Raw genomic sequence first — 14193 nt, forward strand, 5'->3', positions numbered from 1 at the left:
TTGAGTTGTTTAAATAAATAAAAAAACTAATTTTTAACGTAACCATTACGTTTAGGTTCACGTACAAAAAGATGTAAAAGGTTAGTTATTTATTGGTTTGAATTTTTGTTTGAAAACTCCCGGCTGCCAACCGGGAGTTTTTTTTGTGATAGTAAATCACATTAAACGTTCATACCGCCTGATATCTCGATGCGTTGTGCATTTATCCAACGCGCATCCTCTGTGCACAAAAACGCTACTACGCCGCCAATATCATCGGGCACGCCAACACGGCCAAGGGCGGTTACACCGGCAATCATTTTGTTTACCTGCTCATTATCGCGCACCACGCCGCCGCCAAAATCAGTTTCAATGGCGCCAGGGGCCACGGTATTTACCGCTATGCCGCGGGCACCCAATTCTTTGGCCTGGTAACGGGTTAATACTTCAATAGCTCCCTTCATCGCTGCGTAAGCAGCATATCCCGGGTTACTGAAGCGGGCCAGCCCGCTTGATAGGTTGATAATACGGCCGCCATCATTAATCAGGGGCAGCGCTTTTTGGGTTAAAAAGAAAACCCCTTTTAAGTGTACGTTAACCAGCAAATCAAAGTCTTCTTCATTGGTATCGGCAAAGGGGGCATGTATACCAATTCCGGCATTGTTAATCAAAAAATCAAAATTGGCTGTGTTAAACTTATCCGTTAAAACCGTTTTTAATTGATTGAAAAAGCTATCGAAGCTTTTAACATTCCCGGCATCTAATTGCAGGGCAGCGGCTTTAACGCCCAGGTTTTCGACCTCGGCTACTACGGCCTGTGCTTCATCTTGTTTGCTGTGATACGTAAGTATTACGTTGATGCCTTTTTTGGCCAGGGCAAAAGCCATGTTTTTACCCAAACCACGGCTGCCGCCGGTAACAAGGGCTATTTTATTTGTTGGTTCCATTTGTGTGTTTTAATTTAACAGTACAAAGGTAACGCGCCAAGTTACGCCCGGTTTGCGCAATTCAATCCGAAGTTTACCAATATCAAATTTTATTAGTTTATTGGTTCACTGGTTCATTAGTTCATTGGTGGTTGGCGGCTAGTTAGCTTGTTTGATAAGAGTGGTAATGTGTTTTATTTGGGCTATTTATCTCCAGCTATTCCCGTAACCAACTATGCCACCAATCAACAAATGAACTAATGAACTAATAAACTAATTAATTACCTTTGCCCATCCGAATAATATGAAGTTTATTTATCAAACCTGGTGGAAGGTAGTAACCGTAATTGTGATAGTTTACACACTTATTGCGGGCTTATTACTTGGCGTGCCAACCATGCCCATCCTGCACGAAACTATCCGTAATACTTATTTCCACGTACCTATGTGGATGGCCATGTTTACCGTGTTTACCATATCGGTTTACTACAGTATCAAGTACCTGCAAACAGGTAAAGAGGAGTACGACCTGATAGCCGTAGAAAGCGCTAACACGGGCCTTTTCTTTTTTGTTATAGGGCTTATAACCGGCATGCTATGGGCCAGGTACACCTGGGGCGCTTTCTGGAGTAACGATCCTAAGCAAAACAGCGCGGCCATTGCGTTCCTGTTGTACTGTGCCTATTCGGTATTGCGTAACTCTATTGATGAGGAACAAAAGCGGGCCAAAATTTCGGCCATTTATAACATCTTCGCGTTCCCTATCATGATCGTACTCATTATGGTACTGCCCCGCATGACCGATTCATTGCACCCCGGCAACGGTGGTAACCCAGCTTTTGGCAAGCTGGATATGGATAACCGCATGCGTATGGTGCTGTACCCGGCTTTTATAGCCTGGAGCGCTATGGGTGTGTGGATAGCATCGGTACGTTACCGCATCCGTTTAATTGAATATAAAAAGAACCAAATAAATTAATGAAAAAGTTAACATTAATGTTAATGTTGTTGCTGAGCTTTGCTACAGCTTTTGCACAACAAAATGGTCCGGTTGAAATGGCCGATGTGTTGCGCAGTTCGGGGAAAATATACGTCGTAGTGTGTACTATCGTGATCGTTTTTTTAGGCCTGGCCATTTATCTGTTTTCTATCGACCGCAGGCTTAGAAAAATAGAAAAAAATCAATAATAAAAAAGATAGCCCTATTCCGTTTAAACACTGATTTTGCTATGCATGCATAGTGTGTACCTGAAACACTAACTATAATATATTTGCAATATTGATAAAAATTGTACCAAATTTGCACACTTTTTTAAGAGTTTAATATTTATACAATAATTATGGATACCAATATTTTAGTTGCCGACCAGGAGACCCACTTTTTTGGCGACGTATGTAAAAACTTTGATTACGCAGCACAGTTTACTAAACACGACGCTGGTTTGCTCGATCAGATTAAGTCGTGTAACAGCGTTTACCGTTTCCGTTTCCCCATCCGCAGGGGCAATGGTTTCGAGGTAATTGACGCCTGGCGCGTTGAGCACTCGCACCACCAATCGCCAACCAAAGGCGGTATCCGCTACAGCGAAATGGTGAACGAGGATGAGGTAATGGCCCTTGCTGCCCTCATGACCTATAAGTGCGCTATCGTAAACGTACCCTTTGGTGGTGCCAAAGGCGGTATCAAAATAAATCCTAAAAACTACACTGTAAGCGAACTGGAAAACATTACCCGCCGCTATACTGTAGAACTCATCAAGAAGAACTTTATAGGCCCCAGCATTGACGTACCCGCACCGGATTACGGCAGCGGCGAACGCGAAATGAGCTGGATAGCCGATACCTATGCCACCATGAACCCCGGTCAACTGGATGCTATGGGCGCTGTTACCGGCAAACCCATTGCTTTGCATGGTATTGCAGGCAGGAGGGAAGCAACAGGTCGCGGTGTGGCTATCGCTGTTCGTGAGTGTGTTAGCTTTGGCGATGATATGCAAAAAATTGGTCTGTTGCCCGGCTTATCGGGCAAAAGGATAATTGTGCAGGGTTTAGGTAACGTAGGTTACTACTCTGCAAAATTCCTGGCCGAGTTTGGTGCCATCATAGTTGGCCTTTGCGAATTTGAAGGCGCCATCTATAACGAAAACGGTCTCGACGTTGAAGCCGTTTTCCAACACCGTAAAGCAAGCGGATCTATTTTAGGTTACGCAGGCGCGGCACAGGAATTTAAAAATACCATGGAGGGCCTGGAGCAGCCATGCGATATCCTGGTACCGGCGGCTTTAGAAAACCAGATAACCGAAAGCAACATCCGCAACATACAGGCAAAAATTATTGCCGAAGGCGCAAACGGCCCAACATCGCCCGAAGCCGAAGCTATATTTTACGCCAATGGCGGTATCATTATCCCGGATATGTATGCCAATGCGGGCGGTGTAACGGTATCGTACTTTGAGTGGTTAAAAAACCTGAGCCACGTAGCCTTTGGCCGCATGAACCGCAGGTTCGAAGAAAACTCAAACCTTAACCTGGTAAATATGGTAGAGGGTATTACCGGTACATCATTAACCCCGATGCAAAGGTCGACCATTATTAAAGGCGCATCCGAATTAGAATTGGTAAACTCCGGTTTAGAAGATACCATGATCCGTTCATACTACGAGATCAGGGAGATTTACAAAAACAACCCGGCAATTGATACCTTGCGCAGCGCTGCTATGGTAGGTGCAATTAATAAAATAGCGGTGAGTTACCAAAACTTAGGTATCTGGCCGTAAATATTTGGTCGTTGGTAATCAATGTTCTAAACTACCGTCATTGCGAGGAACGAAGCAATCCCAAACTACGTGGGACTTAGCATGTAGAGGATTGCTTCGTACCTCAATGACGGATGTTCGATATTGGTAATCATTGTGCTTAAAAACACGTCATTACCTGTTTTTCTTAACTTAAACTTAATGACACTGTGCTAATGCCCTGTACAGTATGAATGTATTGCCCAGTCACAACAGGTATTGCCGTTCGCACACGTACTATGCTGTATCATATTCGTACGTTTTTATGGCGTTACTTTTTAATAAGTGATTGATTTTTAGGTGTTTGAAATGATGGCACAATGATGGTGAAATCAATAGGTAAAAACCATCGATATGCTTAAAAATTACTTGCTGGTTGCTTTTCGTAACCTCACTAAAAACAAAGCTTTTTCGTTTATCAATATTGTGGGGCTGGCCATTGGGATGGCTGCCTGCCTTTTAATTTTGCAGTATGTTACGTTTGAACTGAGTTTTGATAATTTTCAGGCGAAGAAAGACCGTATTTACCGCATTAACCAGGACCGCTTCAATAATGGCAAATTAAGTACCCGCTGGGCCGGCGGAGCTTTTGCACCGGGAACTGAGTTTAAAAACGATTTGCCCGAGATTGAAGATATGGTAAAATTATCGCCGGCCGGCGATATCCTGCTCAGTTATAAGGATCAGAAAATGACGGTTGCCAATAACTACTTTGTTGGCAATTCGTTTTTCAACATATTCTCGTATAAATTACTACGGGGCGATCCTAAAACCGCCCTGGCCGAGCCTAATACGGTAGTTATATCAAGCAGCGTGGCCAAAAAGCTGTTTCACAACCAGGATCCTGTTGGCCAGAATATTATCATTTATAACGATAAGGGCATGAAGGTTACAGGGGTAATGGAGGATATGCCCGAAAATACACACATGAGGCTCGATTTTTTACAGTCATGGGCTACGCTGTCAAAAATTTACGCGCCGGGTATTGATAACCAGTGGATGAATGATGGCTGTACTACCTATTTGCTGCTTAGGCCGGGTGTTAACCCTAAGGTCTTAGAGGCTAAATTTATTCCCATTGTAAAAAAGGCGTATGATAAATATAAAGGCTCGGGCGAAAGCGGTATTTATACCCTGCAGCCGGTAGGCAGCATTCACCTGTACTCCAACCTGATGTTTGAGCTGCAACCCAATGGCGATGGTAATTCTGTTTACCTGCTGTTGGGTATAGCCATATTTGTAATTATTATAGCCTGGATAAACTATATTAACCTGGCCACCGGCAAGGGGATAGGGCGGGCCAAAGAGGTTGGGGTGCGTAAAACGTTAGGATCGGCAAAGCAACAGCTTATTGTACAGTTTATGCTGGAGGCCGGGCTGCTTAACTTGCTGGCGCTGCTGCTTGCCGTTATATTGATTATTGTTTTCCTTCCAGTTTTTGCCAATATATCGGGCCTGCATATCAGCTTTAGCTTGTTTTTAAATCCGGTATTCTGGATAACAACGGCGGGCATATTGCTGGCAGGTTCGTTTTTTTCGGGCTTTTACCCGGCGATGGTGCTGTCATCTTTTAAGCCTGTTGAGGTGATGAAAGGTAAATTGTCGGCATCGCCGCGGGGTATAATTTTGCGCAAGGGGATGGTGGTTTTTCAGTTTGCAGCATCAATTTTCCTGCTGATTGGTTCGCTAACGGTATTCAGGCAAATTCAATATATGCAAAACCAAAGCCTGGGTATCAATATTGATCAAACCATTGTGGTTAAGCCGCCAATAGCCAAAATAGATTCGTTTTACCGCAATATGAAGGCGTTTAAAAACAATATCCTTACTAACCCGGCTATTAAAGGGATGACAGTATCGACCACGGTACCGGGCGAGCCGGTGTCATGGAACGCGGGCGGCATTAAGCCCCACGGCGCCGACCAGTCGCAAGGCAAGCAATACCGTGTTATTGGGGGCGACCAGGAATACCTCACTTTTTACGATATGAAGCTTCTTGCGGGCCGCAGGTTTTCGCCTGAGTTTACTACCGATACGGCTTCGGTAGTGTTTAACGAAAAGGCCATTCACCAAATGGGTTTTGATAAGCCCGAACAGGCCATAGGTAAGCAAATTGATTTTTGGGGCAAAACCTATACTATTGTTGGTGTTGTTGAAAATTTTCATCAGCAATCACTACGGGATGATTACGACGCTTTGATTTTTAGGTGTATACCGGATTTGCGCAACCAGGTATCAATTAAAATAAGTACAGCCAACATACAGCAAACATTAGCTGGGTTGAAAGCAGACTGGAAAACATATTTCCCCAATGATCAGTTTGATTATTTTTTCCTGGACGAGCATTTTAACAAGCAATACCAGGCCGATAAGCGTTTTGGCCAGGTGTTTGGCATATTTACATTCATAGCCATTTTTGTTGCCTGCCTTGGGTTATTTGGCCTGGTATCATACACCATTGTACAGCGTACCAAAGAGATAGGCATCAGGAAGGTACTTGGTGCCACCGTTAGTAATATTTTACAGTTGCTTTATAAAGATTTTGCCGTGTTGGTAGTTGTTGCTTTTGTTGTATCGGCACCGCTGGCCTGGTATGCCATTAACAAATGGCTGCAAACCTACTCGTTCCGGCTCAGTATCAGTTGGCTGTTGTTTGTTATACCGTTTATAGTGGTGTTTATCATTGCTTTTGTTACAGTATCATTATTAACGGTAAAAGCCGCATTGATGAACCCGGTTAAGAGTTTGAAAACGGAGTAGTTTCTGTAAGGTTGCGAATTAAGCAAGGCGGCTATGGATGGTTTGCGGTGGCTATATTACAGAGTCCGCTTGTCCGAACATGGCGGGATGGATGCCGGGCGGACACTTTGCAGCGTAGCAATAGGGATGGAAATGGATACCGGCCTATGTGGCTAAGGCCTGTGCAGTATGAATATACAGCCCGGGCCGCAGGCATTGCCATTTTTAGTATCAAGTAGTAAGAATCAAGTAGCAAGATGTGTTTGAACATGCAGAGAGAACGCCGACAAACACACCCCTGCCACTGCTCAATCTATCGCGCCCCCTCTCGAGAGGGGAATAAAGAAATCTTGCTACTTGATTCTTACTACTTGATACTATTTTTAAACCACAAAGCCCCGGCTATTGCCAGGGCTGTTGTTAGTATAAATTAATGTTGGGAAAGGGAAATTAGAATTTACCTAATTCCTGAACAAGGTCGATCAGTTTGTTTGAGTAACCCCACTCATTATCGTACCATGATACAACTTTAACAAAGTTATCATTAAGGCCGATACCTGCTTTTGCATCAAAAATTGATGTACGTGCATCGCCTTTGAAATCTTCAGATACCACTTCATCTTCAGTGTAACCTAAAATTCCTTTTAATTCGCCTTCAGATGCTGCTTTCATAGCTGCTTTGATGGCTTCGTATGAAGCACCTTTTTTCAAACGTACGGTTAAGTCAACAACAGATACGTCGGCAACTGGTACACGTAACGACATACCTGTTAATTTACCTTTTAACTGAGGTAACACCAAACCAACTGCTTTAGCAGCACCGGTTGATGAAGGGATGATGTTTTGGTAAGCACCACGGCCACCTCTCCAGTCTTTAGCACTTGGGCCATCAACAGTTTTTTGAGTAGCTGTAACAGCGTGTACGGTGGTCATTAAGCCTTCTTCGATACCAAAGTTATCATCCAATACTTTAGCAATAGGTGCTAAACAGTTGGTAGTACATGAAGCGTTTGATACAATGTTTTGATCGGCTTTCAATTCTTTATGGTTAACACCCATTACAAATGTAGGGGTATCATCTTTTGCCGGTGCGCTCATTACAACTTTTTTAGCACCTGCATCAATATGTTTTTGAGCCGTTTCCTGTGTTAAGAACAAGCCTGTTGATTCGATAACAACTTCAGCGCCTATTTCGCCCCATTTAAGGTTAGCAGGGTCTTTTTCGGCAGTAACACGGATGGTTTTACCGTTTACAACCAAATGACCGCCTTCAACAGCAATAGTGCCTTTGAATGGTCCGTGAGTTGAATCGTATTTTAACATGTAAGCCATGTAATCTGGCTCAACCAGGTCATTAATACCAACAACTTCAATGTCGGATCTTTCAATTGCGGCCCTGAATGCCAGGCGGCCAATACGGCCGAAACCGTTAATTCCTATTTTCATGATTTTTTAATTTTTATTTGAATAGTAGGTTAATAAATTATTTATGGGTTCTTTTATAATGTTGGTTATCTGCAAATTGGCTTCGGCAGCGCTTTCATACAAAAGTTCCTGAAAATTGGCAGCAACCGTGCCCACAAAATAGATAGGGGCATCGGGATGTTGCTTATGTAAAGGTACTAAATATGTGGAAATTAGGCTGCTAAATCCTTTTTTTATGACGTTTTGGAGATGATAGTCGGTGCGGTTTTCCAGGTAAAAATCGGCAAACGAACTCAGGAATAAGGCTGGTTGTTTTTGGCGGTAAACCTTCTCTAAAAGTGTTTTGCGGTCGGCATCGTATTTATGGATAAACTTTTTGCGGATGTTTGGTGGCAGGGTTTGGTTCATAAACCCTTTAATAAGCTGCCTGCCCAACCAGTTGCTGCTGCCTTCGTCGGCCAGTATATAACCCAGGCCGTAGTTGTTGGGGGCCACTTTTTTACCATCGTAATAAGCGGCGTTTGAGCCGCTGCCGCAAATGCTTACAATACCGGGCGAGTTTTTACAGCAGGCAATAGCTGCCGCGGTAATGTCGTGCTCAACAGTTACCTTGCCAAATTTAAAAAATGCCGAGAGCGCGTTATATACCACCGCCTTACGTTCAACTGACGATGCCCCGGCACCAAAAAAGTAAATACGTTTTATCTCTTCGGCGTGGTGAATGAGGTTGATATTTTTATTGAGAAGTTGCAGAATGTGCTTTTCGTCGTTAAAGTAGGGATTGATGCCGTTGGTTTTAAAGGAAGCAATAGTTCTTCCTTTATCGGCCAGGCGCCAATGTGCAAAATACGAACCGCTATAAACTACTGCAATCATTAATTATTATATCGATAATATATCAACCATTTGTAAAAGGTCTGCTTCCAGCTTAAACTCATGGTGGTTAAGCGCTTCCTCCAAACTGGTTAGCACAATGTTATTGGCCTGCAAACCTACCATTTTTTGTGATTCTCCTGCTATCAAAGCGTTAACTGCTGCAAAGCCCAAACGACTGCCCAAAATTCTGTCGAAACTGGATGGGCTGCCCCCTCTTTGCAAGTGGCCTAATATAGTTACTTTAATGTCGTAGTTTTTAACTTCTTTTTGTACGGCTTTTGCCACGTCATACACGCCGCCATTCTTGTCGCCTTCGGCCACAATTACGATGCTTGACGATTTTTTGTTCATGTGGCCCGTTTTAAGGTTTTGGATCAAATCCTCAATAGCGGTTTGTTTTTCGGGCAGTAAGATGGCCTCTGCACCACATGAAATGCCCGCCCGCAGGGCAATAGCGCCCGAGTCGCGACCCATTACTTCGATGAAGAAAAGGCGGTCATGCGCATCGGCTGTATCACGAATTTTGTCGATAGCTTCAATAACTGTATTAGTAGCTGTATCAAACCCCAGGGTATACGTTGAACCGCAAAGGTCGTTATCAATGGTGCCCGGAACGCCCATTACAGCAATATCCGGGTATTTTTTTGAAAAACGCAGGGCGCCGGTAAATGTACCATCGCCACCAATTACTACCAGGGCATCAATGCCATGCTCTTTTAGATGCTTGTAGGCGGTGGCCATGCCTTCCTCTTCTTTAAAAGGCAGGCAGCGGGCAGTTTTTAAAATGGTGCCTCCTAAATTCAATATATTACTTACCGAACGCTTGTTCATATCGTACATGTCGTTTTCGATAAGCCCTTTATAGCCCTGGCGTATGCCTACAACCTCGAGGCCATTATATAATGCTGTGCGAACAACGGCGCGGATACATGGGTTCATGCCCGGTGCGTCGCCGCCTGAGGTTAAAACAGCAATTTTTGAAATTTTCTGCATCTTTACACTACTAAATTTGTGCTACGAAGATACAGTGTGTAAATTACACCATTAAATTTATTTGTTTTTTTTTAGATTAGGAATTAAGGTCATATATTTAAACTGTAAATTAAATCCCGATAAGTATTTTGGAACTAATGCTGCCTAAGTTTGATTCCGTATTCTCGATAGACTGCGTAATTTTTGGTTTTGAAGCCGGCGAACTTAAGATTTTATTAATTGAGCGTAACGAAGAACCATATAAAGATTGGTTTGCATTGCCCGGCTACATTGTTGAGCAGGACGAAAGCATAGACGATGCCGCCGAGCGGATCCTGTATGAGCTTACGGGGCTGCGCGATTTGCATATGCAACAATTCCACACCTTTGGCGAGGTTAACAGACACCCGCAAGGCCGTGTAATTACGGTTGCCTATTACGCGCTTATTCGTATCAACGGGCAAAAGGAGCTGCGCCCGGTAACCCAGTTTGCCAAAAAAGCCATCTGGCACCCGGTAAACGATTTACCTAAGCTGGCATTTGACCACAGCGAAATTTTTAATACCGGCTTCAATAAAATCCGCCGCAGGCTGCATTACCAGCCTATAGCGTTTGAGTTGTTACCTGAAAAATTTACGCTTACCCAGTTACAATCATTATACGAGGCTGTACTTAACAAAAAGCTGGATAAACGTAACTTCCGCAAAAAAATGCTCAGCTACGGCTTTTTAAAAGAGCTGGACGAGAAGCAAAAAGGGGTAAGCTACCGTGCAGCCAAACTGTACAAGTTTGATAAACGCAAGTACGGGAAGATATTTCAGGGTGAAATGAGCCTCGGGTAGCAGTTTGCAGTCTTTAGTTGGCAGTTTGCAGTTCTTGGTTGGCTGTAATACGCAAAGGCATGCCAGGTGTATAATCCTAAATGAAAAAGCTTCAGTGGTAGTCACTGAAGCTTTTTTTGTGCAAACTGCTAACTAATTATTGCAAACTGCAAATAGCTGCTTACTGCAAACTGAGGATTGCCAACTACAAGCTGCTCGGCGATAACTCCAAATGGTATTTAACCAGGTTATCTATAGGCGAGCGGATGATGTTACCAACAACCATTCCGTTTTCGGTAACTACTTCTTCCAGTACGTTACGGAAGTTGTACCCTACCGAGCCTATGCAGTTAAAGGTATATTTTTGATAGTCGGGGTAGTGGGTAACCAGGTTACGGAAAAAATCTTCGAACGAGGTACGTACTAAATTACGTGAGTATTCAATGTGCACATTGTTATCATAAACAAACTTGCTGAAGCTTGCGCAAAAGCGGTTGGCGCGTGGCTGGGTATAAACCTGCTCGTTAATATCATCGGGCGTAAGTTTAAAGGTTTCCCAAAACAGGTTGCGCACAGGCTCGGGCATGTAACCGCGCAAATAATCAACTAATAATTTTTTGCCGATATAGCAGCCGCTGCCTTCATCGCCCAGGATATAAGCGCCCGAATCGATATTATGTACAACATTTTTACCATCGTAAATACAAGAATTGGTACCTGTACCTAAAATAGCCGCAAAACCTTCGGTATTGCCTAACAGGGCGCGTGCCGCAGCAAGCAAATCATGGCCTATGTATACCTTAGCTTTAGTAAAAACAGCTTCCATCGCAACTTTTACAAGGTTGCGCATATCATCTGTTGAGCAGCCGGCCCCGTAATAATTAACCTCGGTTATTTCGTTTTTATCAAGGTCGGTAGGCAAGCTTTCGTTTAACGATTGGATGATGTACTCTGTACTTGAAAAATAGGGGTTATATCCCTCAGTGTTGAAATACACTTTTTTACCTTCTTCGGTAACCAGACACCAGTTTGTTTTAGTTGAGCCACCGTCAGCAATTATGATCATAAATAAAGTTTTATTAGAAAAATTGGGTTAAAAGTATGATTAACTTATTGTAAAAAAAACACTTTGTAACCTAAATCATAAAAATTGCCATTTTTATGCTAATTACACTTTCTTTTTACACAAAATCTAACGTTACTGGCTTAAAGTATCATTATCAACAACACATTTTCATTACATCAGGGTATTATAATAAATGTAAAATCAACATGTAATTGAGGATTAGGCCATTGCGGTCATTTTTTTTGCAATTGTACGTAATGTTAAATTATTTAGCAACATCTATCAATAATACTTGTATATAATTACACTAAGCCGGTAACGTTTACATGAACGACAATGAATTATTTGCCGGAATATGTACCGATTTAATTGCCGCAAAATGCTGTTTTAACCAACCCGCCATAAACTCCGATCCGGGTTCTTCACTGGCGATATGGCCTAATACAATCAGCGATAAGTTATCCCCCTTTGCCTGCGCGTCGCGCACGTATTCGGCAGTTTCCCATTCCTGTATTTCGCCAACAATTAACACATCGGGTTTTACTTTGCCGGCTTCGGTTATGTGCCTTTTACCGCCCGCGGCGCCGGGTAAAAACAATACCTTTTGGCAGTTTTGCGCCGGGTTGCCAATGTAGCGCACTTTATTAATGGATAGTTTGTTTTTCAGGTATTCAATTAAAGCAGCTAAGTTGGTAGGCGGAAGCACCAGCACATTGCCCAGGTCGGGCCGGTAATAGGCCGCCCAGCTTAATTGGGTTAGTACGCCCATGCCTACGCCGTCGGGCTTAAGGCTATGAATATAGTCGTGGTTACGCCATACGGCAATGTTGTTATCTTTAAGTAGTTTGGCTTTATATTGGTATACATCATCATTGGCCAGCCAGTCGGTTTCGTCGGCATGGTTATAAAAAGTGGGCTCATGGGCTATAATAAAGTTGGCATTTAAGGCTATAGCCCGTTTTATCACATCAATAGTGGCAAACATGGTAGTAACAATGCCCGTAACTTTAATATCCAGATTGCCCGATTTAAGCGTATCTACCGTTTTAGGAAAAGGTGCCCCGGCTATCTGGCTGATGAATTTATCGATAATCTGCCCGACTGTTACATCCTCTTTAACCTCAAAAAAATTGGCAGCCCGGCCCACAAATGGAGCGCTCAGCAATGCCGAGGCGGCGGCCACTTTGCCAACATTAAAAATAAATTTACGGCGGGTATAATCCTTATTTAAGGAAAAAAGTTTTTTTGTTGTATTCATGATAGTTGAATGGTGATTGATCAAATATATAGAATAGGCGCGCAAATAAGTAAGGTGCCTGGTTTACATTCCAAGATTCATGTTATCTTCGTGAAAGAACATCTATGAACAGAAATACAATCGAAATACTGCCTGGCTGGTTGCTAACTTATGAAGAAGTATCTAATGGCGTTTTTAGATTTTTGGCTTCAGATAGATCTGGAAGACAGGTTGGAACGACAGATACTGAGTTTGAACGCGGGCTTAATACCTGCAAGGAATACGCGCTTGATATTGAAAAACAACTTAAGGCATAGCTAAACATATGCCCTTCACCTTCGCCCACCCCGCCATCATTTTACCTCTAAAACATCTGCCTAAACGATGGTACTCAATAACCGGTTTAATAATTGGCAGCATGACACCCGATTTTGAATATTTTATCAGGATGCGGGTAAAGGCTATTTACGGACATTCGGTGGTCGGGTTATTTTATTTTGATTTGCCCCTCGGCTTATTGCTAACATTCATTTACTTGTTTGTGGTAAAAGATAAATTGATTGATCATCTGCCTATTCAACTGAATAGCCGGTTTTTGGCATATAAAAAGAAGCTGTTAAAAATATCCTTTGCTACCGTGTTTATAATAGGGTTATCGGTTATAGCCGGCGCTGCTTCCCATATTTTATGGGATAGTTTTACCCATTCTTCCGGCTATTTTGTAAGGCTTTTTCCATTCCTTTCCGCAGTGGTTGTTCAATTGGGCCGACAACCTATTTACTGTTATTCATTACTACAACATGGCAGTACACTTGCAGGGCTCGCGTTCATTGGGTACACAATATGGGGGTTGCCAAAAAGTGCTGTTACCAGTGCGGGCAATGTGTTTAAATACTGGCTCATCGTATTTTTAACATCGGTATTTACAGTAATTGTAAGGCTATCATTTAAAAGCCACGATTCGTATTTGTTTGGTAATTTATTGGTAACAGCTATCGCAGGAGGCCTAATTGGATTAGTTATAGCGTCGGCTTTTGATTCGGGCCTACAAAAAAAACTGTAATATTTCTGTTAATTTTAGCATTGTGCCCAAATTTAAGCCTCCGGATTTGCAACATATACTTAAGAATTCTATATTTGCTACCTCATAAGGTAAGTGTTTCACACTTATTAATTGTGATAAGGTTTAGGTTTAAAGCCCCAAGCAGCGAGTGCAAGGGGCTTTTATTTTGCCTTGTTTTTTCTGCCGGTAATTATTCCCCCTTTAATTTTTCGGACTAATCCGCAATAATTTCATTTCAACTTCGATTTTAAAAAAAGTATAACCTTTACAATTCGTTTGCGTAATAATTATAAA

The 14193-nt window shown here is 42.7% G+C and carries 13 protein-coding genes; 7 read left to right on the forward strand and 6 right to left on the reverse strand.

Features of this window, described 5'->3' with window-relative positions:
• Positions 1–161 precede the first annotated feature (161 nt).
• Positions 162–926, reverse strand: a complete 765-nt coding sequence (locus PQ469_RS07105; protein ID WP_274212324.1) for an SDR family NAD(P)-dependent oxidoreductase — start codon at positions 924–926, stop codon at positions 162–164.
• A 283-nt stretch (positions 927–1209) separates the two neighbouring features.
• Here PQ469_RS07105 and ccsA point away from each other — a divergent pair, with 283 nt between their 5' ends.
• The 4 genes from ccsA to PQ469_RS07125 all read left to right on the forward strand — a co-directional run bounded on the left by ccsA (position 1210) and on the right by PQ469_RS07125 (position 6460).
• Positions 1210–1884, forward strand: a complete 675-nt coding sequence (ccsA, locus tag PQ469_RS07110) for a cytochrome c biogenesis protein CcsA (RefSeq protein ID WP_090644907.1) — start codon at positions 1210–1212, stop codon at positions 1882–1884.
• Positions 1884–2093: a CcmD family protein gene (locus PQ469_RS07115; RefSeq protein WP_090644910.1), complete on the forward strand. Its 210-nt coding sequence runs from the start codon at positions 1884–1886 to the stop codon at positions 2091–2093. Before ccsA ends, PQ469_RS07115 begins: the two co-directional genes overlap by 1 nt.
• Positions 2094–2245: 152 nt before the next feature.
• Positions 2246–3682 carry a Glu/Leu/Phe/Val family dehydrogenase gene (locus PQ469_RS07120; RefSeq protein ID WP_090644913.1) on the forward strand — a complete coding sequence of 479 codons (1437 nt, stop codon included), beginning with the start codon at positions 2246–2248 and terminating at the stop codon, positions 3680–3682.
• Positions 3683–4054: 372 nt separating this feature from the next.
• Positions 4055–6460, forward strand: a complete 2406-nt coding sequence (locus PQ469_RS07125) for an ABC transporter permease (protein WP_274212325.1) — start codon at positions 4055–4057, stop codon at positions 6458–6460.
• 429 nt (positions 6461–6889) lie between these two features.
• Here the strand turns inward: PQ469_RS07125 and gap are convergent, their stop codons facing one another.
• The 3 genes from gap to pfkA are packed head-to-tail and all read right to left on the reverse strand — an operon-like array spanning position 6890 to position 9733.
• On the reverse strand, positions 6890–7885 hold the full coding sequence (gap, locus tag PQ469_RS07130; protein WP_274212326.1) for a type I glyceraldehyde-3-phosphate dehydrogenase: 996 nt from the start codon (positions 7883–7885) through the stop codon (positions 6890–6892).
• A gap of 6 nt (positions 7886–7891) precedes the next feature.
• A complete protein-coding gene (locus PQ469_RS07135) occupies positions 7892–8740 on the reverse strand; it encodes a hypothetical protein (protein WP_274212327.1) in 849 nt (282 codons plus the stop codon).
• Between the two features lie 6 nt (positions 8741–8746).
• Positions 8747–9733 carry a 6-phosphofructokinase gene (pfkA, locus tag PQ469_RS07140; protein WP_090644927.1) on the reverse strand — a complete coding sequence of 329 codons (987 nt, stop codon included), beginning with the start codon at positions 9731–9733 and terminating at the stop codon, positions 8747–8749.
• A 128-nt stretch (positions 9734–9861) separates the two neighbouring features.
• Between pfkA and PQ469_RS07145 the strand changes: the two genes are divergently transcribed.
• A complete protein-coding gene (locus PQ469_RS07145; protein WP_369829634.1) occupies positions 9862–10554 on the forward strand; it encodes an NUDIX hydrolase in 693 nt (230 codons plus the stop codon).
• A 184-nt stretch (positions 10555–10738) separates the two neighbouring features.
• On the opposite strand, the gene PQ469_RS07150 is transcribed toward PQ469_RS07145, so the two are convergent.
• Both PQ469_RS07150 and PQ469_RS07155 read right to left on the reverse strand, forming a co-directional pair.
• Positions 10739–11599 carry an N-acetylglucosamine kinase gene (locus PQ469_RS07150; RefSeq protein WP_090644932.1) on the reverse strand — a complete coding sequence of 287 codons (861 nt, stop codon included), beginning with the start codon at positions 11597–11599 and terminating at the stop codon, positions 10739–10741.
• Between the two features lie 322 nt (positions 11600–11921).
• Positions 11922–12857: a Nif3-like dinuclear metal center hexameric protein gene (locus PQ469_RS07155; protein ID WP_274212328.1), complete on the reverse strand. Its 936-nt coding sequence runs from the start codon at positions 12855–12857 to the stop codon at positions 11922–11924.
• Between the two features lie 104 nt (positions 12858–12961).
• Between PQ469_RS07155 and PQ469_RS07160 the strand changes: the two genes are divergently transcribed.
• Entirely contained in the window at positions 12962–13153 is a 192-nt protein-coding gene (locus tag PQ469_RS07160; protein WP_274212329.1) for a hypothetical protein, read from the forward strand.
• Between the two features lie 8 nt (positions 13154–13161).
• Positions 13162–13899, forward strand: coding sequence for a DUF4184 family protein (locus PQ469_RS07165; RefSeq protein ID WP_274212330.1), 738 nt, complete (start codon positions 13162–13164; stop codon positions 13897–13899).
• Positions 13900–14193 lie beyond the last annotated feature (294 nt).

It is taken from the genome of Mucilaginibacter sp. KACC 22773 (genome assembly GCF_028736215.1).
In the GTDB taxonomy this organism is placed as follows: Bacteria; Bacteroidota; Bacteroidia; order Sphingobacteriales; family Sphingobacteriaceae; genus Mucilaginibacter.